The 25,019-nt window shown below is 73.7% G+C and carries 20 protein-coding genes; 10 read left to right on the top strand and 10 right to left on the bottom strand.

Going from position 1 to position 25,019, the window contains the following annotated elements; genetic code table 11:
- Positions 1–69 precede the first annotated feature (69 nt).
- From G7063_RS10085 to G7063_RS10070, 4 genes are read left to right on the top strand one after another with little or no spacing between them, the layout of a single operon-like run.
- Complete coding sequence (locus G7063_RS10085; RefSeq protein WP_166414276.1) at positions 70–729, top strand: PadR family transcriptional regulator; 660 nt, start codon at positions 70–72, stop codon at positions 727–729.
- A complete protein-coding gene (locus G7063_RS10080; RefSeq protein WP_166414275.1) occupies positions 726–1,463 on the top strand; it encodes an ABC transporter ATP-binding protein in 738 nt (245 codons plus the stop codon). Before G7063_RS10085 ends, G7063_RS10080 begins: the two co-directional genes overlap by 4 nt.
- The gene (locus tag G7063_RS10075) at positions 1,460–4,276 is read left to right on the top strand and encodes an ABC transporter permease (protein ID WP_166414274.1); all 2,817 of its coding nucleotides are present in this window, start codon (positions 1,460–1,462) and stop codon (positions 4,274–4,276) included. The genes G7063_RS10080 and G7063_RS10075 overlap by 4 nt, the downstream gene beginning before the upstream one ends.
- A complete protein-coding gene (locus tag G7063_RS10070; protein ID WP_166414273.1) occupies positions 4,273–7,128 on the top strand; it encodes an FtsX-like permease family protein in 2,856 nt (951 codons plus the stop codon). Before G7063_RS10075 ends, G7063_RS10070 begins: the two co-directional genes overlap by 4 nt.
- A gap of 11 nt (positions 7,129–7,139) precedes the next feature.
- On the opposite strand, the gene G7063_RS10065 is transcribed toward G7063_RS10070, so the two are convergent.
- Positions 7,140–7,838: a YggS family pyridoxal phosphate-dependent enzyme gene (locus G7063_RS10065; protein ID WP_166414272.1), complete on the bottom strand. Its 699-nt coding sequence runs from the start codon at positions 7,836–7,838 to the stop codon at positions 7,140–7,142.
- A 99-nt stretch (positions 7,839–7,937) separates the two neighbouring features.
- Here G7063_RS10065 and G7063_RS10060 point away from each other — a divergent pair, with 99 nt between their 5' ends.
- Positions 7,938–9,638: a DUF2079 domain-containing protein gene (locus tag G7063_RS10060; RefSeq protein ID WP_166414271.1), complete on the top strand. Its 1,701-nt coding sequence runs from the start codon at positions 7,938–7,940 to the stop codon at positions 9,636–9,638.
- Positions 9,639–9,696: 58 nt separating this feature from the next.
- Positions 9,697–10,083, top strand: a complete 387-nt coding sequence (locus G7063_RS10055) for a YccF domain-containing protein (RefSeq protein WP_166414270.1) — start codon at positions 9,697–9,699, stop codon at positions 10,081–10,083.
- Between the two features lie 11 nt (positions 10,084–10,094).
- Here the strand turns inward: G7063_RS10055 and ybaK are convergent, their stop codons facing one another.
- The gene (ybaK, locus tag G7063_RS10050; RefSeq protein ID WP_166414269.1) at positions 10,095–10,589 is read right to left on the bottom strand and encodes a Cys-tRNA(Pro) deacylase; all 495 of its coding nucleotides are present in this window, start codon (positions 10,587–10,589) and stop codon (positions 10,095–10,097) included.
- Between the two features lie 199 nt (positions 10,590–10,788).
- Between ybaK and G7063_RS10045 the strand changes: the two genes are divergently transcribed.
- The gene (locus G7063_RS10045; protein WP_166414268.1) at positions 10,789–12,594 is read left to right on the top strand and encodes an HNH endonuclease signature motif containing protein; all 1,806 of its coding nucleotides are present in this window, start codon (positions 10,789–10,791) and stop codon (positions 12,592–12,594) included.
- Positions 12,595–12,602: 8 nt separating this feature from the next.
- On the opposite strand, the gene G7063_RS10040 is transcribed toward G7063_RS10045, so the two are convergent.
- Positions 12,603–15,212 (bottom strand): RNA helicase, encoded by a 2,610-nt coding sequence (locus G7063_RS10040; RefSeq protein WP_166414267.1) that lies wholly within the window; start codon positions 15,210–15,212, stop codon positions 12,603–12,605.
- 170 nt (positions 15,213–15,382) lie between these two features.
- Between G7063_RS10040 and G7063_RS10035 the strand changes: the two genes are divergently transcribed.
- Positions 15,383–16,615 carry a hypothetical protein gene (locus tag G7063_RS10035; protein ID WP_166414266.1) on the top strand — a complete coding sequence of 411 codons (1,233 nt, stop codon included), beginning with the start codon at positions 15,383–15,385 and terminating at the stop codon, positions 16,613–16,615.
- 69 nt (positions 16,616–16,684) lie between these two features.
- On the opposite strand, the gene G7063_RS10030 is transcribed toward G7063_RS10035, so the two are convergent.
- The 7 genes from G7063_RS10030 to G7063_RS10000 form a co-directional block, all read right to left on the bottom strand.
- Positions 16,685–18,136 carry a hypothetical protein gene (locus G7063_RS10030; RefSeq protein WP_166414265.1) on the bottom strand — a complete coding sequence of 484 codons (1,452 nt, stop codon included), beginning with the start codon at positions 18,134–18,136 and terminating at the stop codon, positions 16,685–16,687.
- A gap of 34 nt (positions 18,137–18,170) precedes the next feature.
- A complete protein-coding gene (locus G7063_RS10025; protein ID WP_166414264.1) occupies positions 18,171–18,464 on the bottom strand; it encodes a hypothetical protein in 294 nt (97 codons plus the stop codon).
- Complete coding sequence (locus tag G7063_RS10020) at positions 18,461–19,795, bottom strand: NAD(P)/FAD-dependent oxidoreductase (RefSeq protein ID WP_240916031.1); 1,335 nt, start codon at positions 19,793–19,795, stop codon at positions 18,461–18,463. Before G7063_RS10020 ends, G7063_RS10025 begins: the two co-directional genes overlap by 4 nt.
- A gap of 116 nt (positions 19,796–19,911) precedes the next feature.
- On the bottom strand, positions 19,912–20,883 hold the full coding sequence (locus tag G7063_RS10015) for a 3-methyladenine DNA glycosylase (RefSeq protein ID WP_240916030.1): 972 nt from the start codon (positions 20,881–20,883) through the stop codon (positions 19,912–19,914).
- Positions 20,884–21,059: 176 nt separating this feature from the next.
- Positions 21,060–21,479 (bottom strand): hypothetical protein, encoded by a 420-nt coding sequence (locus tag G7063_RS10010; RefSeq protein WP_166414263.1) that lies wholly within the window; start codon positions 21,477–21,479, stop codon positions 21,060–21,062.
- Positions 21,480–21,578: 99 nt separating this feature from the next.
- On the bottom strand, positions 21,579–22,583 hold the full coding sequence (locus G7063_RS10005) for an aldo/keto reductase (RefSeq protein ID WP_166414262.1): 1,005 nt from the start codon (positions 22,581–22,583) through the stop codon (positions 21,579–21,581).
- Between the two features lie 52 nt (positions 22,584–22,635).
- The gene (locus tag G7063_RS10000) at positions 22,636–23,229 is read right to left on the bottom strand and encodes a DapH/DapD/GlmU-related protein (RefSeq protein ID WP_240916029.1); all 594 of its coding nucleotides are present in this window, start codon (positions 23,227–23,229) and stop codon (positions 22,636–22,638) included.
- An 80-nt stretch (positions 23,230–23,309) separates the two neighbouring features.
- Here G7063_RS10000 and G7063_RS09995 point away from each other — a divergent pair, with 80 nt between their 5' ends.
- Positions 23,310–24,167 carry a methyltransferase domain-containing protein gene (locus tag G7063_RS09995; RefSeq protein ID WP_166414261.1) on the top strand — a complete coding sequence of 286 codons (858 nt, stop codon included), beginning with the start codon at positions 23,310–23,312 and terminating at the stop codon, positions 24,165–24,167.
- A 35-nt stretch (positions 24,168–24,202) separates the two neighbouring features.
- Positions 24,203–24,985: a fumarylacetoacetate hydrolase family protein gene (locus G7063_RS09990; protein ID WP_166414260.1), complete on the top strand. Its 783-nt coding sequence runs from the start codon at positions 24,203–24,205 to the stop codon at positions 24,983–24,985.
- The last annotated feature ends 34 nt before the right edge of the window (positions 24,986–25,019 follow it).

Here is a 25,019-nt window from a genome sequence, read left to right as displayed (position 1 = left end):
ACGCGGACGTGCATACCGGGTATCTATAGTCTTGTCACGTCGACCATACCGAGTATGCAGGGGGTGCGGATGTCCGTCCGCCACGGGCTCATGGCCCTTCTCGCCGAACGACCGATGCACGGCTACCAGCTCCGCCAGGAGTTCGAGAGCCGTACCGGAGGCACCTGGCCCCTCAACGTCGGACAGGTCTACACGACGCTCCAGAGGCTCGTCCGCGACGGCCTCGTCACGCCGGCGCCGCAGGGGGATGCCGGCGCGGACGAGGCTGCCGCGGACGACGCCGGGACGGTCGAGTACCAGCTCACCGACGCCGGCCGCACCGAGGCCGACGCCTGGTGGACGACCCCGGTCCGCCGTGGCGCACCGGCCCGCGACGAGCTCGCGATCAAGCTCGCGCTCGCCGTGACGGTCCCCGGCGTCGACGTCCGCGCCGTCGTCCAGCTCCAGCGCACCGAGACGATGCGCGGCCTCCACGACTACACGCGCCTGCGCTCGACGACCCAGGTCGACGGCCCCGCCGAGCTCGCGTTCTCGCTCGTCCTCGACAACCTCGTCTTCCAGGCCGAGGCCGAGATGCGCTGGCTCGACCACGTCGAGGCCCGCCTCGCCCGCGCCGCGCACGCCCGCCGCACGCCGCCCGCGAACGGCGCGACCACCGCGACGCCGTCGGACACCACCGCCGCACCCACCCGCACGACCGACGACACCCCGGCCGGAGGCCTCCGATGACCACTCCCATCCTCTCCCTGCGCGCCGTCACCCGCACCCACGGGACGGGCGAGAACGCCGTCCACGCGCTCGACGGCGTCGACCTCGACGTCCGTGCGGGCGAGCTCGTCGCCGTCATGGGGCCCTCGGGCTCCGGCAAGTCGACGCTCCTCAACATCGCGGGCGGCCTCGACACCGCCGACGCGGGCGTCGTCGAGATCGCCGGCACCCCCATGAGCGGCCTCGGCCCCAAGCAGCGCGCCGCGCTGCGCCGCCGCGAGATCGGCTACGTCTTCCAGGACTTCAACCTCGTGCCCGCGCTTACGGCCGCCGAGAACGTCGCGCTGCCGCTCGAGCTCGACGGCGTCTCCGCGCGCCGCGCGCGCAAGGCAGCGCTCGTCGCGCTCGGCGAGGTCGAGATCCCCGAGCTCGCCGACCGTTTCCCCGACGACATGTCGGGCGGCCAGCGCCAGCGCGTCGCGATCGCGCGCGCCCTCGTCGGCCGCCGCAGCCTCGTCCTCGCCGACGAGCCCACGGGCGCCCTCGACTCCGTCACGGGCGAGGCCGTCATGGGCGTCCTCCGTGCCCGCGTCGACGCCGGCGCCGCAGGCCTCCTCGTCACCCACGAGCCGCGCTTCGCCGCCTGGGCCGACCGCACGATCTTCCTGCGCGACGGCGTCGTCGTCGACGGCACCGGTCGGCGCGCCGGCGCCGAGAGCCTGCTCGCCGCCTCGCCTCGCGGGGGCACCGCGTGACGCTCACCGCACAGCGGCCCGCTCCCGTCGCCCCCGAGGAACGGGCCGGCGTGCCGCGCTCGCGCGTCCCGTGGCGCGTCGCCGGGAGACTCGCCCGCCGCACCGTCCGGCGCAGCCGCGGCCGCACCGCGCTCGTCGCCGGGCTCCTCGCGCTCCCGCTCGCCTTCTCGACGCTCATGCTCGTCTCCTACTCCATGCAGTCGCAGCCCGCCGACCCCGCGGACCGCCTCGACACCGGTGTCGAGGCCGAGCTGACATGGCGGGGTGGGCCCGTCCTCCAGTCCGGCCCCGACCCTCGCGACGCCATCTCCGTCTCGAGCGAGCCCGAGGTCCTCACCTGGGACGAGGGCCTCGCCCGGATCCTCGACGTCCTCCCAGCAGCGAGCGGATCGGCCACCGGTGGTTGCACGAGCGGCTACGTCCCCGGCAACGGCGGCGGCACGCACGTGTCGACATGCACCTACCTGCCGATCGGGGCGGGTGGCGGCGTCCTGGCCGGCCGTGCCCCGACGACACCCACCGAGGCGCTCGCGCCCGCCGGTGGCCGGTGGCCGATCGGCGCGACAGTCGATCTCGTCCTCGACGGGGCTTCCGTGCCGCTCACCGTCGTCGGCACGTACGACCAGGGCCCGTACATGATCTACGAAGACCTCCGGGTCGGCGCCAGCAGCAAGACGCCCGCGCTCGAGGAGGTCACCGTGAGGCTCACCTCTCCGGCCGTCACCTGGTCCGACGTCGTCCGCCTCAACGAAGCTGGCTTCGTCGCGGTCGCGCGCGCCGCGCTCCTCGACCCGCCGGCCGACGCGGACATCCCGTTCCTCGCCCAGGGGCACTCCATCAGGTCATTCGACGGGCCCTCGAACGGCGCGGACCTCGCGGTCGTCGCGCTCGGCCTCGCCGCGATCCTCCTCCTCATCGTCCTCGTCGTCGGTCCCGCCCAGGTCGTCGGGGTTCGCCGCCAGACCCGCACGTACGCCCTCCTCGCGGCGACCGGCGCCGACGCGCGCACCCTGCGCTGGGTCGTCCTGCTCAGCGCCGCGCTCCAGGGGCTCGTCGCCGCAGTCTGCGGCATCGGGCTCGGGCTCGCCGTCGTCCTCACACTGCAGTACGTCGCCCCCAACGCCCTCACCGGGAGCTCGGTCGAGATGGTCGTCCCCTGGCTGCAGCTCGCCGGGATCGCGCTCCTCAGCGTGCTGCTCGTCATTGCGGCGGCGCTCGTCCCCGCCCGCACAGCGAGCAGGCTCGACGTCGTGCGCGTCCTCGCCGGACGCCGTGGCGAGGCTCATCCGCGCAGGCGCACGCCGCTCGTCGGCCTCGGACTCCTCGCGCTGGGGCTCGCACTCGGCGTCTGGGCGGTCCTCAGCACGTCGGCCGTCGCGGTCGTCGGCGCGCTGGCCTCCGTCGTCGTCGGGCTCCTGCTGTGCGCCGGCGGGCTCGTCGCGGGCGCCGCGCGCATCCTCGCTCCGCGCACGTCGCTGCCCGTGAGGCTCGCGCTGCGCGACGCCGCCCGGCACCGGTCACGCTCGGTCGCGGCCGTCTGCGCCGTGACGGCTGCCGCCGCGACGCTCGTCGGTGCGAGCCTCGTCGTCGCGAGCGACACCGCTCACTTCCAGGCCGCCCGGACCTTCGCCGCCGGTCACGGTGTCGTCGTCACGTACGTCAGCTCCGAGGTCGTCGACGGCGCGCCAACGCTCGCTGACGTCGAGAAGGCCGTCCGCGCAGCCGATCCCGGGGCCCGCACCGACCGTGTCCTCGCGATCGGGATGACGCGGCCAGGCTTCGAGGCACCCGTCCAGCTCTCGTGGGACGACGGCGTCCTCGAAGTCGATCCCAACGCTGACCTCGTCTGCCCGGCGAGCTCTCCGGGCGCCGACCTGGCCACCGACGTGGTCGAGCGCCTCGCCAGCGAGGACCCTCGCTGCGCTCCCGGGCTCGAGCAGAGCTACGGCACGGGATGGATGGCGCAGACGTTCGTCGACGACGGCACGTGGACCGGTGCGTCCGGGCTTGCGGACTCCGAGGCGATCGCCGCCGCGCTCGCCTCCGGCCGGGCCGTCGTCGCGGACCGTACGAACATCCAGGACGACGGCACGATCCGGGTGCGCTACGTCCCCGCGACCGACGACGACACGGACACCGAAGGGACCGACACCGATGGGACCGGCGCCGCCGGCCCTGACGCCGGCGCCTGGACGACCGTGCCTGCGCTCCACGTCCCCGTGCTCGAACGCACCGGCTACAGGACGATCCTGCCGCCCGTCGTCGTCGCCGACCTCGGCCTCGCGAGCGCGCCCGTCGGCCTCCTCACGCGACCTTCGTCGCCGGACCGAGCGGCAGCCGTCGAGAGTGCCGCGAAGAGCGCGGCCGGGAGCCGTGGCTGGACGGACATCGAGGACTTCGCGGAGAGCGGCAACCCCACGCTCACCGCGGTCATCCTCGGAGCGTCTTTCGTCCTCGGCATCGGCACAGCCGGCCTCGTGCTCCTGCTCGTCGCCGGGGAAGCACGAGCCGACCTCGCGGTCCTCTCCGCCGTCGGTGCCGCGCCGCGGACCCGGCGTCGACTCCTCGCCGCGCAGGCCGGCGTGCTTGTCGCGATCGGCACGGTCCTCGGGTCGGTCGTCGGGTTCGTCGGCGCAGCCGGGTTCGTGGCGCTCTCCGCCCGACGGAACGACGGGATCGTCGACCCGACCTGGACGCTCGCAGTGCCGTGGTGGCAGGTCGTCGGGATCGTCGTCCTCCTGCCCGTCGGGGCGTGGCTCACCGGCTGGCTCACGACACGCTCGCGCATGCCGCTGCCGAGCGAGGTCCGGTGAGCACCGACCAGCGGGTCCGTCCGGCACCCCGGGCCGCGGCCTCGCGTCACGCCGTCGGCCGTCGCGGCGGGAGGCTCGCGCGCCTGCGGGCGCTCGCCCGTGTCGCCCGCCGCGACGTCCGACGCAGCCCCGGTCGCACCGCGCTCGTCGCGGGGCTCACGCTCCTTCCGGCCGCAGTCGCAACGCTCCTCACGCTGAGCGCCGTCGCGGTCGTGCGCCCGCCGGTCGTCGACGACCTCGTGCCCTCAGGCGTCGAGGCTGTGCTCACGTGGCACGTCCGGCCCGTCACCCAGGACGGTCCGCTCGCGCTCGACGTCGCCGGGACGTTCGGCGAGGAGCTCCTGCCTGACGCGCTGAGCGCGGAGGCGGGGCTCGCGGCGCTCACCCGGACGGTCGACCCGGCGCGCGTCGTCGCGCTGCGCGGATGCTCGTGGACCGAGCACTCCGACGGCAGCACGAGGGGCTTCGACACGTGCGAGCTCGCCTCCGACACCGCGGGCCGTGCGGCACCGACCCTCGGCCGCATGCCCGTCGCGCGCGGCGAGATCGCGGCCGGCGACATCGGGCTCGGGCTCGGCGACGTCGTCACGGTCCGCGCCATCACGGCGACCGGCCCGGGCTACGTCGACGTCGACCTCACCGTCGTCGGCCTCCTCGACCCCGCGCTCGTCGGGGCCCGCGTGCTCGTCTCCGAGCCCGTCGTCGAGCCCCTCACCGGGAGCGACGGCATGTCGGCACCCGATGGCACCTACCTCGTCGTCGGGCAGCCCCTCGCATGGAGCGACCTCGTGGCGCTCAACCAGGTCGGCCTCTCCGGCCCGTCGCGCGCCGCAGCCGCCGACCCGCCCGCGGCCGCCGAGGTGCCCTACCTCGTGGCCGGCTACGGCGAGCCCGCAGGCACCCGCGCGGGCGAGGCGGTCGGGACCGTCGCGCTCGTCGCCGTCGGCGTGGGCCTCGTGCTCGTCCTCACCATCGCGCCCGCGCACGTCGTCGGGGTCCGGCGCCGTGCACGCGAGCTCGCGCTCCTCGCCGTCACGGGCGCCACCCCGCGCGACCTCCGCCACCTCATCATGCTCGGAGCAGCGCTCCAGGGCATCGTCGCGGCCCTCGTCGGGACGGGCGTCGGCATCGTCACGGCGCTCGTCGGCGAGGCCATCTCTCCCGGGTGGGTGGGCGGGGTCGACGCCACCGACGTCAGGTACGCGGCCCCGTACCTCGCGGGCGTGGGTGGCGTCGTCGTCCTCACGGTCGCGCTCGCGGCCTGGGCGCCCGGCCGCGCTGCGGGGCGCCTCGACCCGGTCGCGGTCCTCGCCGGACGACGTGCTGAACCGCGTCCGCCCGTGCGGCTCCACGCGCTCGGGGGCCCGCTCGCCGTCGTGGGCCTCGGCGCCGTCGCCTGGGCGTCACGCACCGGCGCCGACCTCACGCTCGCCGCCGGGACGCTCGGGCTCGTCATCGGCGCCGTGCTCCTCGCCGGGCCTGTCGTCGCGCTCCTCGGACGGCTCGCGCGTGGCGCGGCCCTGCCCGTGCGGCTCGCGTTGCGCGACGCCGCCCGCTACCGGACGCGCACCGCCGCCGGGGTCACCGCGGTCATGGTGACGAGCGCCGCCCTCGTCACCGGCATCGTCATCGGCACGAGCCTCGACGCGCGTGAGCTGGCCTCGCGCCATCACGCAGCGGGGGAGGGACGCGTCGTCGTCGACCTCCTCGCCAACGGGACGCATCGCCCGCCGCTCGCTCCTGGGAACGATGCCGAGGCCGACGTCCGGCAGCTGCTCGCGACCGTCCGCGACGTCGACCCGGGCGCGCGCACCCTCGTGGTCAGCGGTCTCGGCACCGACCTCACGCGCCTCACGCCCGAGGAGCGCGAGGAGATGGCGTCGCTCGGCGGCGTGCCGATCATCATGGCCCGCACAGCGCCCGGCGAGGCCTGCCCGATCGTGGCCGATCCCTTCGACCCCACGACCACGGTCGACGCGGACGCGCTGCGTCGCGCCCAGCGGGAGGACCCACGCTGCGACCCGCGGGTCGCCGAGCGGGAGTCCGGGGTGAGCTGGCCCGGGATGACGCTCGTCGACGACGGCACCGTGCTCGCCGCGCTCGGGCTGCCCGGGACCGACGACGGGGTCGCCGCCCTCCGCGCCGGCCGTGTCCTCGACTCCCGCGACGCCGTCGTCACGGCCGACGGCACGACAACACTCGAGGTGCACGACGCCGTCGGGAACGTCGGCGACGCCACGACCCTGCCCGCGACCCACGTGCCCGGGCTCGCCGCGACCGGCCGCCTCACGATCCTGCCGCCCGCGGTCGCCGAGGGGCTAGGGCTCCTCGTCGAACCTGTCGGGCTCGTCGTCGAACCGAGCAGCGACGAGGCCCGCACGGCCGTCGCCGCCGCGCTGCAGGGCGCACTGTCGCCGTTCTACGTCACCGTCGAGGACTGGACGGCGACCACCTACGGGCCCTACGTGCGCGGCCTCGCCGCCGCCGGTCTCGTCCTCGGCATCGGGACTGCGCTGCTCGTCCTGCTGCTGCTCGCCGGCGAGTCCCGGCCCGACCTCGCGGTGCTCTCCGCGATCGGCGCAGCCCCGGGTCTGCGGCGGCGGCTCGCTGGGGCGCAGGCCGCCGGCGTCGTCGGCACGGGCGTCGTCCTCGGGTCGCTCGTCGGGATCGTCGTGAGCGCAGCCGTCGTCCTCGCCCGCGTCGACCGCGACGTCCTCTACGACCCGTCGTGGCAGGTCGCCGTCCCGTGGGGCTGGCTCGCCGTGCTCGTCGTCGGGCTCGTCGGCGGCGCCTGGCTCACCGGCTGGCTCACGACACGCTCGCGCATGCCGCTGCCGAGCGAGGTGCGGTAGGGGCGGGACTCTCAGACGCGCGGGCCGACGATCGCCGTGCCGACGCGCACGATCGTCGCGCCCTCCGCGACGGCCCACTCGAGGTCGCCGCTCATGCCCATCGACAGCTCCGTCGCGCCTCGGGCGCCCTGCGTGACCACTTCGTCGCGCAGGGTGCGCAGGCGCGCGTAGCCGGCGCGGACCTCGGCCTCGACGGGGGAGTTGCGGCCGATCGTCATGAGGCCGCGCAGCCGCAGGCCGTCGGTCGCGGCGACCTCGAGCGCGAGGTCGAGCGCGGCGTCGGGCGTGACACCCGACTTCTGCTCCTCGCCCGACACGTTGACCTGCACAAGGACGTCGAGCACGCGCCCGTCGCGGACGCAGCGCGCACCGAGCGCGGCCGCGAGCGACGCCGAGTGCACCGTCTCGACGCACGCGACGTGACGCAGCGCCGCGTTGATCTTGTTCGACTGCAGCGGGCCGATGAGGTGGACGGCGGGCTGTGCGTCGAGCGCCTCGAGCGCAGGCGCCTTCGCGACGACGTCCTGGACGCGCGACTCGCCGAGGAGGCAGGCCCCCGCGGCGACGGCCTCGAGCGTGCGGGCGACGTCGACCGACTTCGTCGCGACAACGAGCGCGACGTCCTCCGGAGCCCGGCCCGCCGCCTGCGCGGCGGCCGCGAGGCGGTCGGTCGTGCGGGCGAGTGCGGCGGCGATGTCCCAGGTGCTCACGAGCGCCCATGGTAGTTCGTGCGGAGGCTCCGTCCCGAGGTCGTGCGGAGTCCGGGACGGTTCGTGCTCGAGGAGCCGACGTACGCCATCATGGACGCCATGACTGTGCGCACCGACGGCTCCGACGTGCCCGACGCGACCCTTCCGGAGCGTGACGGGGCCGCGGTCCACGGCGTCGAGGTGGAGCCCCTCGCGACGGGCTCCGTCGTGGACGAGCGTGTTCTTGACGAGCCTCTGCTCGGCGAACCTGTGCTCGACGAGGCAGCGACGGATGAGGCAATGGCCGAAGAGGCCGACCTGCCTGACGCCGACGACGCGACCGCTACCGGACTCGAAGCCGACGCGCCCGGATCCGAGCCCGTCGTCGTCGGGAGGTCCCGTCCTCGTCCCGAGCCGCGCGTCGAGCGCCCCTCGATCTGGCCCGCGGTCGCCGTCGCCGTCGTCGCCCTCGCGGCCTACCTCGCGCTGAGCCTCGCGCGCTGGAACCGCTGGGACACACCGAGCTGGGACAACGCGATCTTCGAGCAGGCGGTGCGCGGCTGGGCGGGGCTGGGCTGGCCGGTCGTCGACATCAAGGGCGAGGGCTACATCCAGCTCGGTGACCACTGGTCGCCGCTGCTCGTCGTCCTCGCTCCGTTCTACCGGATCTTCCCGAGCCCCGTGACGCTGCTCGTCGCGCAGGCAGTGCTCGTCGCGATCTCCGTCGTGCCGCTCACGCAGGCCGCGCGACGCTGGCTCGGCCGGACAGCGGGCCTCGCCGTCGGCGTCGCCTACGCGGCGAGCTGGGGCGTGCAGTCGGCGATCGACGTGCAGTTCCACGAGTACGCGCTGGCGGCGCCGATCCTCGCGTTCGGCCTCGCCGCAGCGCTTGACGGGAAGTGGCGTCGGGCCTGCCTCTGGATCCTCCTGCTGCTCGGCGTCAAGGAGGACATGGGTCTCACCGTCGCGGGCTTCGGAGTCGTCCTGTGGTTCTGGGGCGAGCGGCGACGCGCGTGGCAGATGGTTGCGGCCGGTCTCGGCGGCATGGCGCTCACGCTCTTCGTGCTCATCCCGATCTTCAACCCGTGGCACCGGTACGACTACTGGGGCAAGCTCGGCGAGGAGGGCGCGACCGGTGCCCCGCAGGGCCTCGCAGGGCTCGTCGACGGAGTGTGGCGGATCTTCACCAACCTTCTGTCGCCCGAGGTGAAGATCGAGACGATCCTCCTCCTGCTCGTCGTCACCGCGTTCGTCGCGCTGCGCTCGCCGCTGCTGCTCATGATCGTCCCGACGATGCTCTGGCGGTACGCCGGCTCGACCGAGTACTACTGGGGCTCGACCTGGCACTACTCGCTCATCCTCATGCCGATCGTCTTCGCGGCGACGGTCGACGGGACGCGGCTGCTGCGCAGGTCGTCGCGCGCCGCGGCGCGGGGGTACGCGCGGGCGGTGCCCGCGCTCACGGTCGTCGTCGCCGCGCTGCTCGTGCCGCGGTTCCCGTTCGCCGACCTCGTCGACCCGGCGACGTACGAGCGTGGCTCGCACGTCGCCGCGGGGGAGCGGGCGCTCGCCTCGATCCCCGCGGGCGCGAGCGTCGCGAGCGACCTCGGGCTCATCGTCCACCTCACGTCGGACCGCACCGTCTACTGGATCGGCACCGAGTCCCCCGTCCAGCCCGACTACGTCGCGATCCGCACGTGGTCCGGCTGGGGCGGCAACCCGCCCGACGACGTCGCCCGCTACGCGGCCTCGCGCTTCGGCGGGGTGTACGAGGTGTCGTTCGACGAGGGTGGGTTCGCGGTCGCGCGACGGATCGGGTGACGGGCGGGCCTGCCCCTGGACCTGACGCAGCGGTAGGCGACCTCCCTAGGATGGGCGCATGCGCACGCTTCTCAACATCATCTGGCTCGTCTTCGCCGGCTTCTGGCTCGCCGTCGGCTACGCCGTCGCCGGCATCATCTGCTGCGTGCTCATCGTGACGATCCCGTGGGGCATTGCGTCGTTCCGCATCGCGTCCTACGCGCTGTGGCCCTTCGGCCGGACCGTCGTGCGCAAGCCCGGGACGCAGGTCATGTCGACGCTCGGCAACATCGTGTGGCTGATCGTCGCGGGCATCTGGCTCGCGATCGGGCACATCACGACGGGCGTCGCACTCTGCGTGACGATCATCGGCATCCCGATGGGCATCGCGAACTTCAAGCTCGTGCCCGTGTCGCTGCTGCCCCTCGGCGCCGAGATCGTCCCGACGGACCAGGCGTTCGCGTAGCTGTTGGGGTCTCAGTCGCGGCTGAGCGCTGCGGTCGTGGCACCCATGAGCGTCACGAGGTCGGTGGGGGCGAGCCCGACGTCGAGCCCGCGCCGACCCGCGGAGACGTAGATCGTCGCGTGGTCGAGCGCCGACGCGTCGACGACCGCGCGCAGCCGCTGCTTCTGCCCGAGAGGGGAGATGCCGCCGACGACGTAGCCGGTCGCGCGCTCCGCCGCGGCCGGGTCTGCCATGTCTGCCTTCTTCGCGCCCACCGCGCGGGCGAGGGCCTTGAGGTCGAGCCGCCCGTCGACGGGGACGACGCCGACGACGAGCGTGCCGTCGGCGACCGCGAGGAGCGTCTTGAAGACCTGCTCGGGCGGCACTCCGATCGCCGCCGCGGCCTCGAGCCCGTAGCCGAGGTCCGTCGTCGGGTCGTGCACGTACGCGTGCACCGTGTGCGGGATGCCGGCGCGCTCGAGCGCGACGAGCGCAGGGGTTCCGGCCGGGGTCTTCTTCTTCGCCACGGCGCAGGTCTACCGCGCGGTGCGCGGCAGCGGCAAGTTGTCGGGTCCGGGTGAGGCCGGGGTGAGAAGCTGCCCGCGCCGCGCGCCTCGTACGTCTGTTCGATATTCTGGAGGTGTTCCCGCAGGTCGGGGCATGGCGTGATCCGACACGCGACGAGACGACTGGGCGCATCATGCGGCGCTGACGGAGGTGACGGCGATGGACCTTGTGGACCGTGGCGCGCCTGTCGTCGCGCCGTTCGAGGGCGCTATGGGCCTCCGTGACAAGTTCCTCGCGCTGCCGGCGGATCTCCTCGGCCAGATCGCTCTGCTCGAGCGCCTTGCTGTGCTCATCGCGTCGAACGACCCGGACTCTGGTGCTGCGTCGCTCGCGGCTGAGGCCTCCCGGCGGACGGCGGCGGTCATCGACCGGCTCGGGGCGCAGCGGCTCGCGTGGCTCGGCCGCGTCGAGGCCGACGGGCTGTGGCGAACAGACACGGTGCGCAGCTTCCCGTACTGGGTCGCGTGGCACGAGAAGCGCTCGCTGACTCTGGCGCGGCGTGAGGTGCTCGCGGCCGAGCGACTGCGCGACCATCTTCCCGCGACCCTGCGGTCCGCGCGGGCCGGGCGCCTCTCCGCGTCGCAGGTCGAGGTACTCAGCCGCACCCTGCCCACCTCGGACGCGCGGTGCGTCGAGCTGGCACGCGCGCACCTTCAGACGCGTCGGGCCAACGGCCCTGTATCTGACTGCCCCGTCCCTGGTGGTCCCGTCCCCGACGGCACCGTCCCCGGTGGTCGAGTCATCGACGGTGAGGATGTCAGCTCCTGGAACGCTCCCGGGCACGCACCCGGCTGCACGGCGGACCTCGGAGCGTGCACGTGCGAACGTGCGTCGATCACGGGAGAGCAGGCGATGCTCGGCGTCGCCAAACGTTTCGACCTGCGTGACCTCGGCAAGGCGGCACGACGCTTCGCGCACGTCGCCGACCCTGAGTCCGACGACCGCGGCTACAGCCGTGCGCAGGAACGAGAGCACCTCGATCTCTCGCTCACGCTCGGGGGCTACCACCTGTCCGGGTTCCTCACCGAGGAAAACGGACAGGTGCTGCGGACAGCGCTCGATGCCGCGAACGGTGTGCCGTCGAAGGACGACGGGCTGCGACCGACGCAGCGGCGGGCGATCGCGCTCGCGGGCGTCGCACGCTCGTTCCTCGAGCGAGGTGAGTCCGGCGGGGCAGGAGCCGGCGTCCGCCCGCACATGACGGTCCTCGTCCCGTGGCGTGACTTCATCGAGCTGGCGGGGAGCGACGGGGGCGGCGATGGCGCCGGACGAGGTGGCTCTGCCGGACGAGGTGACCCTGCTGGACGATGCGACGGTGCCGGTCAAGGTGATGGTGCCGAACGAGCTGACGGTGCCGAACAGCACGACGCAGTCGGGCGTGGCGACGCGCCGCGACGAGCGTTCCGCTCGCAACGCCGAACGGTGCCGGGTCCGGCCGACGACCTCGTCGCCGAGCTCCTCAGCCCGGGACCGACGTGGATCGACGGCTCAGGCCCCGTACCGCGACAGATCCTCGAGAGGATCGCGGCGGACTGCGCGGTGACGCGGGTCGTGTTCGGCCCGGACTCCGAGGTGCTCGACGTCGGCAGGACCCAGCGGACCTTCACCTCAGCGCGCCGCAAGGCCGTCATCGCCCGTGACCAGGGCTGCGTGTGGCCGGGCTGCAAGGCGCCGGTGCAGATCTCCGAGATCCACCACGCTCGGGTCCACTGGGCCGACGGCGGTGCGACCTCGACCGACAATGCCGCGCTCCTGTGCTGGTTCCACCACCGGCACGTCGACCGCGAACGCATCGCGATGGCGTGGCGTGGCCGGTGGACGTTCTCGGAGCCCGGCGGCTACGACCGGCTCGGTGAACCACCCGCCGGCTCGGTCCCCGTGAGGCGCGTGCGGGGACGGGCCGGTGCCAGGGGAGAGGAGAGTGCGAGTGGACGGGAGAGCAGCAGTGGCGACCCAGGCGACTAGCGCGCGACCTACAGGCTGCCGACCTCGGTGACGTGGAGGACGACCTCGCCCGCCTCGTCGCTCGCGTCGAGGTCGACGACGGCGCGGATGTGCCACGCCCGCTCGCCGTCCGGGTCGTCGAGCACCTGCCGCACGGCCCAGCGCCGCGCGTCACCGTCGACCTGCTCGGTGATCTCGACGAGACGCGGCGAGCGGGCCGCCGCCGTGATGCCGATCGCGTCGTCGCCGTACTCCTCGAACATCGGGTCGAGCGCGTCGGCCCACGCGTCGGCGTCCCACCCGTCGCCGCCGTCGAGCGCCCCGAGCGTCGTGTACGCCTCGCGCGACGCGAGCTCGACCCGACGGAACATCGCGTTGCGCACGAGCACGCGGAACGCCCGGAGCGACCCGGTGACCGGTCGCACGGGGGCGCTCTCGCCCGTCCCGGAGAGCGGCCCGTCACCCAGGAGCGTGTCCGCGTCGTCGTCGACCGGGTTCGCGAGCCGCTCCCACTCGTCGAGCAGGCTCGAGTCGGTGCCCTTGACGAGCTCGCCGAGCCACTCGGTGAGCTCCTCGACCTCCTCGGTGCGGTGCTCGGTCGCGACCGTCTGCCGCATCGCGCGGTACGCGTCGGCGAGGTAGCGCAGCAGGACGCCCTCGGTGCGGTCGAGCTGGTACCGCGAGACGTACTCGGTGAACGTCGACGCGCGCTCGACCATGTCCCTCACGACGGCCTTGGGCCGCAGCTCCTGGTCGGACACCCACGGGTTGCCGCGCTTGTACGACTCGAACGCGGGCGCGAGCAGATCCTCGAGCGGTCGCGGCCAGGTGACGTCCTCGAGCATCGCCATGCGTTCGTCGTACCCGTAGCCCTCGGCCTTGAGCGCCCCGATCGCCTCGCCGCGCGCGGCTCGCTCCTGCGCGTAGAGCACCTGGCGGGGGTCGTCGAGCGTCGACTCGAGCACCGAGACGACGTCGAGCGCGTGCGTCGGGCTCTCGACGTCGAGCAGCTCCTGCGCGGCGAGCGCGAACGGCGACAGCGGCTGGTTGAGCGCGAAGTCGCGCGGCAGGTCGACGACCATGCGCACGCCGGGCCGCTCGACACCGTCGTCGCCGCGCACGCGGATCTTCTCGACGATGCCGGCCTGCCGCAGGGAGCGGTAGATGCGGAAGACCTGCCGCACGTGCTTGGCCTTCGCGGTCTCGTTGTCGTGGTTGGCGGTGAGCAGGTGGCGCATCGCGCCGACCGGGTCCTCGCCGTGCTCACCGCGCGCGAGGACGTTGAGGACCATCGCGTGGTTGACGGTGAAGTGGCTCGTGAGGGCCTCGGGGTCGGAGTCGCGCAGCCGCTCGAAGGTCTTGTCGGTCCAGTTGACGGAGCCCTCGGGCGCCTTCTTGCGGACGAGCTTCTTGAGCTTCTTCGGGTCGTCGCCGGCCTTCTGCACGAGCTTGCGGTTCTCGATGACGTGCTCGGGCGCCATGACGAGCACGTCGCCTACGGTGTCGTACCCGGCGCGCCCCGCGCGGCCCGCGATCTGGTGGAACTCGCGCGCCGTGAGGTGGCGCATGCGCTCGCCGTCGTACTTGACGAGCGACGTGAACAGCACCGTGCGGATCGGCACGTTGATGCCGACGCCGAGGGTGTCGGTGCCGCACACGACCTTGAGCAGCCCGCGCTGCGTGAGGCGTTCGACGACGCGCCGGTACTTGGGCAGCATGCCGGCGTGGTGGACTCCGACACCGTGCCGGAGGAACTTTGACAGGACGCGGCCGAAGCCCGACGAGAAGCGGAAGTCGCCGAGCTCGTCGGCGATCGCGGCCTTCTCCTCGCGCGTCGCGACGTTCATGCTGAGCAGCGCCTGCGCGCGGTCGACCGCGTCCTTCTGCGTGAAGTGGACGATGTACACGGGCGCGCGGTGCGTGTGGACGAGGTCCTCGACGACCTCCCCGAGCGGCTCGAGCACGTACTCGAAGTTCAGCGGGACCGGACGCTGGGCGCTCGTGACGAGCGCGACGTCGCGGCCAGTGCGCTGCTCGAGGTCCTCGGTGAAGAACGACGTGTCGCCGAGCGTCGCGGACATGAGGAGGAACTGCGTGCCCGGCAGCTCGAGGAGCGGCACCTGCCAGGCCCAGCCGCGCTGCGGGTCGGCGTAGAAGTGGAACTCGTCCATGACGACCTGGCTGATCGCGTCCTCGCCCGTGCGCGAGCCTCCGTCACGCAGCGTGACGTTCGCGAGGATCTCCGCGGTGCAGCAGATGATCGGCGCCCCCGGGTTGACCGAGGAGTCGCCCGTCATCATCCCGACGTTCTCCGAGCCGAAGACCTCGACCAGCGCGAAGAACTTCTCCGAGACGAGGGCCTTGAGGGGCGCCGTGTAGTACGTGCGACCGCCACGACCGGCCTTGAACGCCGCGAGCGCCGCGAAGTGCGCGCCCATCGCGACGAGGCTCTTGCCCGAGCCCGTCGGCGTCGCGAGGATGACGTGCTGCCCCGCGACGAGCTCCATGAGCGCCTCGGACTGCGCCGGGTAGAGCTCGAGGTCGCGCCCCGCGGCCCACTCCTCGAACGCCTCGAAGAGGGCGTCGGGGTCGGGCGAGGCGGGCAGGGCTGCGGCGAGGGATGCGGTGCGGTTGCTCATGGTGGGTCCATGCTCTCAGGTGCGGCCGAGGATCGGGGGGAGCGCAGCCCGAGATCGCCCATGAGGGACGACTGTCGCATCCGTGCGCTGATGGGCGTGATGCCGCTAGGCTCTGGGCGCCGGCCGTCAGCCCGGGGCCCGGCTTCCGTGCTCCTCAGAGAGAGTGATCCGTGAGAACGATCGACGCGTCCGTGTGGGACGAGCTGTGCGCCCAGGTCGTCGACGGTGCTGCCCTGCGCCGCTCGATCGACAAGATCCTCGCGGACCCCGCCGCGTTCGACATCGACGAGGAGGAGGACCTCACGCCCGGTGACCTCCTCATCCACGCGATCAACGTGGCCGACGGAGACTGCTTCTGGCTGCTCGACTGGAAGAGCCCGTCAGCCGACCTCGTCCATCTCGTCCGGGCCGCAGTGAGCCACGCCCGTGGTGCGAACGCCGTCGCCGCCCTCGACCTGGCGGCCGTCCCGCTGGGCCGGATCGTCGCCGACGGCGTGACGGCCTCGGCCCTCGTCGACCCGCTCGCCGCGCTCGGCCTCGAGCTGTGCCAGGTCGACCAGGGCTTCGACGGGTACGCGACGCTCGTCGTCCCGACCGACCGCGCCGCGCATGCCGAGCGGCTCGTCGCGGCCCTCGGGCCTGACGTCCGGCTGCGCCCCCTGCCCGAGGGTCGCGTGTGGGATCTCCCGGAGGTGCCCGCGGAGACCCCGCGGAGCGGCTCCGTCACGCGTGCCGGCTCACGATCGGTGTGGGCCGTCGTCGGCTCGGTCGCCCTCCTGGTGTTCGTGACCGTCCGGGCGCTCCCGCTCCCGTGGCGCTACAAGGACACGGGGATCGACGACACGGGGATCGACACCGTCGCGATCACGCTCTGGACCGTCGCGGCGTGCCTCGTCGTCGTGTGGCTCCTGTCGTTCGCCCAGGCTGTCCGCGTGAGGCGACGGCGTCGGGCCCTCGCCCAGGCGAACCCGGGGTCCTTCGTCGGCACGACGGTCATGACCGCCGCGCTGCGGAACGCCCTCGCGGCCGTCGCCGCGAGCCACACACCGCAGGACGCCGCGGCCTGGACGTGGTCGGGCAGGCCGCACGAGCTCGAGTACGCCGTCACCCCGCGAGGTCTCGTCCTCGACGGGCGTGGAAAGCGCCCGGACCTCTGCGTGCCCCGGTCCGTCGTGCGGTCCGCCGCACCCGGTCGCGTCGCGCTCGAGAACAGGTACGCGTGGTCCGTCGTGCTCGCGTGCGTCGTCGACGGACGCGAGGTCGAGCTGCCGCTCGCGGGTCGCTGGGACGTGCCGCTGCCGTTGCCCGACGGGCTGCGCGCGACCCGAGCCGTCGCTGCCGAGATCTGCGTGCGCTGGCCCGAGGTCGTCGGGCGTGACGTGCCGGGGCTCGTGCGGGGGTAGTGGCGTTCCCTCCGACGGGAGGGGCGTGCGTGCCCGGCAACGCCGGACCGCGTGAGCCTCTCGGCGGCGTCAGGCCTGGCGGCGACGTCGGCGCAGCAACGTGATCCCGACGACGAGGTCCGGGCCTCCGTCGACGACGAGGAGCACCGCGGCGACCCAGACGATCCAGGACTGCCCGAAGGCGTCGCCGCCGGCGACCGCCCACATGGCCAGTGCGGCACCCACGAGCACCTCGAGGATCGCAAGCGTGATGAGCGCGGCGGGACGACGCCACAGCCACCGGCGGATCCGCGCGTGGAGTGCCTCCCCGGTCGGCTCGTCGAGCGCTGCGTCGAGCAGGCCGCGCGCGAAGGCGGCTCCGACGGTCGGGTCGGGCTCGAGGACGGTGGCGCCGGGCAGATCGAGCCATCGCAGGGGCGAGCCCGGCGTCGCAGCGACTGCTGCCGCTGGCTCGACCTCGGCTTCAGGTTCGACCTCGGCTGCCGGCTCGCTCTCCGCTGCCAGCTCGACCTCGGCCGCCGACGCGGCCTCCGCCGCCGACGCGATCTCCGCCGCCGCCACCGGCACAGCGTCCGCCCCGGTCGTGCGCTCGGCGTGCGACCGGCGCGCAGCGTCTCCGGCGCGCTCGACGAGCTCGGCGACGCCCGCAGGCAGCCCGAGCAGCGCGGCCGCGTCGTGCAGCAGCGTCTCCCGGACGAGCGGGAGCGCCCGCAGCGCCTCGAGCGTCCCGGGGTCGAGTCGTCGCGTGTCGGGGACGATCCGCAGGGTGCCGTCGCCGAGGACCTTCGCGAGCAGCGCGGCCGAGCTGCCCGGTGCACCCTCAGGCACGACGACCTCCGTCGCGGGCGGGGCCGCGAGCTCGATCGTCACGGGATGCCTGCCGTCGCGGTGGTGCCACGTCACGGCGCGCGACTCCCCGGCCCGCTGGAGCGTGACGACGGGACGCTCGGCGGCCCCGGCGATGCTGCGGGCGAAGGTCTCGGCGTCGACGGTCATGCCGGGCGGGAGCGCGAGAAGCGTCCAGCCATCGACGGTCGCGTGCTCGACGGCCGCACCGACCCCGCGAGCGATCCCGCGGACGAGCGCGCTGGACGGAGCCGAGGAGCGCCATGCGACGAGCGTCGTCGCGAGGCTCGCCGCGAGCGAGTCCTCGTCGGGCTCGGACTCGCTGCCGTCGGGTGCGACGACGAGCGAGTCGTCGACGACGACGCTCCGGCCCGTGAGGTGCGCGAGCCCGGGCACGAGGTGCTCGACGGGCTGTCCGGGGACGACGCGTCCCTCGGCGTCGAGCAGCACCCGTCCGCCGTCGTCGACCGCGATGATCACGACGGCCGCGCCGGGCGTGCCGAGATCGTCGCCGTCCGCGACGGCCCCGAGGATCGACCGCTGCCGCAGGAGGGTCGCGAGCTCGCCGGGCGTCGGACGGCCTGCGTCGTCGGGCAGGAACGTCAGGACGAAGCTCGTGTGCTCGTGGACGTGCGGGCGTTCGGGGTGGCGGTTGCGGGGGATGTCGGTCTGCATCGTCGTTCCGGTGAGAGGGGGCGGCCGGGACCTATCATCCCTGACGGCGCGCGCGGCCCTCGCGCTCGGCCCGCGTGCCGGCCGCCCTGCGGCCGAGCGACGTGCCGACGCTGCGCCCCCAGGCGCGGAGGCGCACCTGCATGAGGATCGTCCAGAACACCGCGGGCACCGTGATGATCCTGACGACGTCGTACACGTCGTCGATCTCGACGACGACGGCACCCAGCACGATCCATGCGAGCGCGAGCCCGGTGACGACGAGCGTGAACATGTGCCGACGCGCCCGACCGGAGGTTGTCACCCGTGCCGGGTCGTGGCCCTCGCTCACCGGGCGCCCGTCTCGCGCTCAGGGCGCGCCGGCCTGCGCGAACGGATCGAGGGCACGTCGCCGACGATGGGCACGGGCTTGCGGTGGAACGGGAAGCCGTAGCGCGTGACGATTCCCATGAGCGTCACGAGCCGGTTGCGCGGCCCGACGAGCCCCATGACGTGGACGAACAGCCAGGCGAGCCACGCGACGCCGCGCGTGAGGTGGATCTTGCCGAGCACCTGCGCGATCGCGGCGCGGCGCCCGATGATCGCCATCGTGCCCTTGTCGAAGTAGCGCAGCGGCTCGGTCGGGCGACCGGCGACGAGCGCTGCGATGTTCCGGCCCGCGCGACGGCCGGACTGGAGCGCAGGCTGCGCGAGCTGCGGCAGGCCGGCAGGGGAGACCGCGACGTCGCCGACGGCGAAGATCTCGTCGTGGCCCTCGACGCGCAGGTCGTCGCGGACCTTGATGCGGCCGCCGTCGCCGAGGGGCAGGCCCCAGCGGGCGACCTCCTCGTGCGGGGCGACGCCTGCGGACCAGATCGTGAGGTCCGACGGGATCCGGGTGCCGTCGGTGAGGACGACACCGTCCGCGTGGACCTCGGCGACGCCTGCGCCGAGGCGCAGGGTGACGCCGCGGCGCTCGAGCTGCTCGGCCGCGTAGCGACGCAGGGGAGCGTCGAAGGCCTTGAGGACCTCGGCGCCGCGCTGGACGATCATGACGTCGAACGCCTCGCCGTCGATCTCCGGGTAGGCGGGCCGCAGCCCGGCATCGCGCAGCTCGGCCATCGCGCCCGCGACCTCGACGCCGGTGGGCCCGCCGCCCACGACGACGATGCGCAGCCCGTCGTGCATCGTGCCGTCCTCGACGGCGTGCGCGGCCTCCTCGAGGCGTACGAAGAGCTGGTCGCGGATCTTGATCGCCTGCGAGCGCGAGTACATCGGCAGTGCGTGCTCCTTGGCGCCCGGCGTGCCGAAGTAGTTGACGGACACGCCGTTGGCGAGCACGAGGTGGTCGTACTCGAGGCGCGTGCCGTCGAGCAGCGTCACCGTGCGGCCCGCAGCGTCGACGTCGACGAGGTGCTCGTGAAGGACCCGGACGTTCTTCTGCCGCAGCCGCAGCGACCGCAGGAAGTAGGTGACGTTGCCGGCGGTGAGCCCGCCTGACGCGACCTGGTAGAGCAGCGGCTGGAACGTCGTGTACACGCGGCGGTCGACGAGCGTGATCCGCACGGGTGCCTTCGCGAGCGCGCGGACGGCGGCGAGGCCGGCGAAGCCTCCGCCGATGACGACGACGTGGGGCAGCGTCTGCGCCGCGGTGGCGGCGGGTGCGGCGGGGCGTGCAGGCACGGGCGAGCCTCTCGGACGACGACGGGTAGGACCATCGTCCCACCGGGCTGCGCCCCGGACCCGGGCTCGGGGGTGTGAGTCCCGCCGCACGCGTCCCGCCCTGCGAGAGTCGCGTCTCAGAGCGTGGCGCGCACTGCCTGAGCAGGCCCCGCACCGCCGGACGGCGCCGGTTCGTCAGCGAGAGCGGTACCGACGGCGAGAGCAGGATCGTGCGCGAGCACCGCGTCGCACGTCGCGACGAGCCGCTCGCGCAGGACGGCCGCGCGCTCCGCGAACCCGCGCTGCCGGGCCGAGTACTCGGCCTTGCCTTCCGGCGTCTCGATCGCGACCTCGTCGAGCCCGTAGGAAGACACGTCGTACGGGCTCGCCTGCATGTCGAGGTAGCGCACGTCGAGCGCGAGCTCGAAGCACTCGAGGACGAGCGAGGACTCGACCGTCGGCCCGAGCTTGAGGGCCCACTTGTAGAGGTCCATGTTCGCGTGGAGGCAGCCGGGCTGCTCCATCTCCACCTGCGTCTCGCGCGTCGGCGTGAGCCGGTTGAGCGGCGCGGCCTCGGGCGTGAAGAACCTGAAGGCGTCGATGTGGGAGCAGCGGATCTGGTGGCTCTCGACGACGTCGTCCGAGCCCGCGGCACCGAGCCGCAGCGGCAGCGGGTGCCGCGTGCCGTCACCCAGGCGGTAGACCATCGCCCACTCGTGGAGGCCGAAGCAGCCGACGTTCGCGGGGCGCTCCGCGGTGCGGGAGAGCAGCTCGCGCACGAAGCGCACGGTCGTGCCGCGGTCGGCGAGGAACGTCGACGCGTCGACCCGGGTGAGGCCGCCGTCGGACGTGTACCAGCGCCACGTGCGCCGCTCTTCGACGTCGTCGCCCGTGCCCTCGAGCGAGACCCCGACGCCTGGGTGCCAGCGTCGAAGCTGCCCGGGCCGCGTCGCGTAGTACGTGTGGAGGAAGTCCTCGATCGCGTGCGTCTCGCCCGCGTCGCGGCGGGCACGGTGGCCCGCCGTGAGAGCGTCGGCGCGCTCGGCGTGCGCGGCGGCGCGGGCGCGCCAGTCGGCGGCGGGCAGGGCGGGTTGGGCGGGGTGGAGCACGACCTGAGCCTACGACGACGCGCCCGGCGTCCCGAAGCGCCCGGCGTCCCGACGACCCGACGGCCCGGCGTCCCGAAGCGCCCGACGACCCGACGGCCCGGCGTCCCGACGGCCCGACGGCCCGGCGTCCCGACGGCCCGGCGGCCCGACGGCCCGGCGTCCCGACGGGCTGCGTCCTACCCGACGGCCGAGACGGCCGTGAGCACGCCCCCGACGACCCCGAGGATGAGCCCGACGACCCCGAGGACGAGCCCGACGAACCCCGCGACGCCGAGCGACCCGTCGGGTGTGAGCCGTGCGTCGCGCGGGTCGTCGATGTTGACGTGGACGGGCACGGACGTGCCCTGCGTCCAGCCGAGGGTCGTGATCCCGCCGGGGCTCAGCGGCGAGCGCGTCACGGTCGTCGTCCAGGTGCCGTCGGGCAGCGGGTACGCGACCTCGTACGGCGGTGTCCGCCCCCAGCCCACCTGCCGCACGATCTGACCCGTGACGACGACGCGCCGCGCGGGGCGCCGCCGCCCGGCGCGTGCCGCGGCGATGCCGACGACGACGAGCAGGACCCCGACAGCGAGGAGGGCGATGCCGGTGGCTCTCATGCGCCCATCCTCAGTCCCCCGCGTGGACCGCGCGCGTCATGACGGCCCCGCCGGGCTCGGTGCCGCGCAGCGCGCGAACGGCTAGAAGAGCGCGGACGGCTAGAAGAGCGCGACCTTTGCCGGCGGCGGGAAGAGCGCATCGATCTGCGCGAGCTCGTCGGCCGTGAGCGGGTGAACGGCCGCGGCGTTCTGCCGCACCTGCTCGGGGCGCGTCGCGCCCGCGATGACGCTCGCGACCTGCGGCTGAGCCGCGAGCCACGAGAACGCGAGCTCGAGCAGCCCGAGCCCGCGGTCGCGGCCGAGCTCGGTGAGCTCCTCGAGCGCGTCCCACGGGGCCTCGACGAGCATGTGCTGACGGGTGTGCGAGAGCCGGCCCTCCGACGGCGTCGTCCCGCGCGAGTACTTGCCCGAGAGCAGACCGTTGGCGAGCGGGAAGTAGGGGAGGAGGCCGAGCCCGTACGCCTGCGCGGCCGGCACGACCTCGAGCTCGGCGCGGCGGTCGAGGAGGTTGAAGTGGCTCTGCGAGGAGACGAAGCGCGTGAGGCCTGCGCGGCGCGCGACGTGCTCGGCGTCGGCGATCTGCCACCCGGCCCGGTTGGAGTGCCCGACGTAGAGGACCTTGCCCTCGCGCACGAGGTCGTCGAGCGCCGAGAGCGTCTCCTCGACCGGCGTGAGCGGGTCGGGGGTGTGGAGCTGGAGGAGGTCGATGCGGTCGGTCCCGAGCCGGGCGAGCGAGCCCTCGACCGCGCGGCGCACGTAGCGGCGCGAGCCGCGCGCCCCGTGGTCGTCGCCGTACAGGCCGCCGTTGGCCATGCCGAACTTCGTCGCGACGACGACCTCGTCGCGACGGCGCCCGAGCGCCGCGCCGAGCATCCGTTCGGAGAGGCCCCCCTCGTGGCCGTAGTTGTCGGCCGTGTCGAAGAACGTGATCCCCGCGTCGAGCGCCGCGTGGACGACTGCGTCGGTGCCCTCCTGGGTGAGCGTCGCGGTGCCCGTGCGGCCGAGGTTGTTGCAGCCGAGGCCGACGACGGAGACGGCGAGGCCCGAGTCGCCGACCCGGCGGGTCGCGGGGGCGTCGGGCGAGGAGAGGAGCGTGGTGGTCACGCGGTCACGCTACCTCGCGCCACGGACATCGGGCCGTGCGGGAGCCAGGCGCTCAGGCGAGCTCACGCACGACGCGTGCGGGGTTGCCCACGACGACGACGTCCGGCGGCACGTCCTTGACGACGACCGACCCCGCGCCGACGACCGAGCGTGCGCCGATCGTCACGCCGGGCAGCACGACGACGTTGCCGCCGAGCCACACGTCGTCCTCGATCGTCACGGGCTCGACACGCTCCCAGCCGGCGCGGCGGTCTGCGACGTCGAGCGCGTGCTGCGGCGTGTAGATCCGCACGGACGGGCCGACGAGCACGTGACGGCCGATCGTCACGAGGCCGCCGCCCAGGACGAGGAGGTCGGCGTTGAGGAACGACCCGTCGCCGACGTGGAGGCGGCTGCCGTAGTCGAGGTAGAGGGGCGGCCGGAAGTCGACGCCCTCGCCGACAGAACCGAGCAGGTCGCGGAAGAGCGCCTCGGCCGTGGGCCGGTCCGTGTCGTAGAGCGCGGTGATCCGGCGGCAGGCGGCCTGCGTGCCCGTCGTCATCTCCGCGAGGGCCGGGTCGAGCCGGTACCGGTACCAGTCGCCCGCGACCATGCGGTCGTGCTCGCTGCGAGGGTCGGTCGGGTCGGGAGCCGGCATGTCGCGCATCGTCCGAGCGTACGTGTGTCGCGGGACCACGATGTGGTCAGGAGGTCCCGGGCCGCGAGGCCCGTGGTTAGCGTGAGCCCATGTCGACGACCACCGGGACCGACGCCGTGACCGACGGCTCCAAGCCCCACCCCAAGGACTCCTACACGCACGGGCACCACGACTCCGTGCTGCGCTCGCACCGCTGGCGCACAGCGGAGAACTCCGCGTCGTACCTCCTGCCGCACCTGCGTGAGGGACTTTCGGTGCTCGACGTCGGCTGCGGCCCGGGCACCATCACGGTCGACCTCGCGCGCACGGTCGGCCCGGGCGTCGTCACGGGGATCGACACGTCGACCGCGGTCCTCGAGCAGGCGCGCGCGACGGCTGCGAACCAGGGTGTGCGCAACGTCGAGTTCGTCGAGGCCGACGTCTACGACCTGCCGTTCGAGGACGGCTCGTTCGACATCGTGCACGCGCACCAGGTGCTCCAGCACCTCTCGGACCCGGTTGCGGCGCTGCGCGAGATCCGCCGCGTCACGCGTCCGGGCGGACTTGTCGCGGTGCGCGACGCCGACTACGCGGCGATGGCCTGGTACCCCGAGCTGCAGGAGCTCACGGAGTGGAACGAGCTCTACCACGAGGTCGCGGCGGCGAACGGCGCGCAGCCGGACGCGGGCCGTCGTCTCGTGTCGTGGGTGCGGGCCGCCGGCTTCGCGGACGAGGCGATCACGGCGTCGGCGGGCGTGTGGTGCTACGCGTCCGAGGCCGACCGCGCGTGGTGGGGCGACCTGTGGGCGGAGCGCTGCCTCTCGTCGCAGTTCGGGCTGCAGGCGCGGGCGACGGGCCTCGCGGACGACGTCGCGCTCGAGGAGATCGCGCGTGGCTGGCGCCAGTGGGCGCAGGACGAGGACGGCTGGTTCTCCATCACGCACGGCGAGGTGCTCGCGCGGGCGTGAGCCCGGGTGTCGGAGGTCCCGCGTAGGCTTGGCCCGTGCGTATCGCTAGGTTCACCCAAGGCTCCGACCCCCGTTTCGCGCTCGTCGACGGCGCTCCCGGCGCGGAGACGCTCCACGTCGTCACGGGGGACCCGCTCTACATGCCGGTCCAGCAGACCGGTGAGGTCGTCCCGCTGACGGACGACGTGCGCCTCCTCGCGCCCGTCATCCCGCGCTCGAAGATCGTCGCGGTCGGCCGCAACTACGCGGACCACGTCAAGGAGATGGGCAACGAGCTGCCCACGTCGCCGATGCTGTTCTTCAAGCCGAACACGTCGGTCGTAGGCCCGGACGACCCGATCGTCCTGCCGTCGTGGACGCGCGAGGTCTCCTACGAGTCCGAGCTCGCGGTCGTCATCGGCAAGGTGACGAAGGACGTCTCGCCCGAGGACGCGCTGTCGAAGGTCTTCGGCTACACCGTCGCGAACGACGTCACGGCACGTGACGTGCAGCGCGCTGAGGACCAGTGGGCGCGCGCCAAGGGTTTCGACTCCTCGTGCCCGCTCGGTCCGTGGATCACGACGGGCCTCGACCCGGAGGACCTCGCGGTGAGCTCGCGCGTCAACGGCGAGCCCCGCCAGGACGGCCGCACGTCGGACATGATCTTCGACGTCGCGTTCCTCGTCTCCTACATCTCCCAGGCGTTCACGCTCCTGCCGGGCGACGTCATCCTCACGGGCACGCCTGCGGGCGTCGGGATCGTCGACCACGGCGACGTCGTCGAGTGCGAGGTCGAGGGCGTCGGAGTCCTGCGCAACCCCGTCCTGCGGCGCGACTGACCGCGTCCGCCCGTCCCGCTCGTCCGTACCCCCG

The organism is Sanguibacter sp. HDW7 (genome assembly GCF_011300875.1).
Lineage (GTDB): Bacteria > Actinomycetota > Actinomycetes > Actinomycetales > Cellulomonadaceae > Flavimobilis.
Note: the sequence above shows the minus strand (reverse complement) of the source record. Positions and strands in the feature narration are given on the sequence as shown.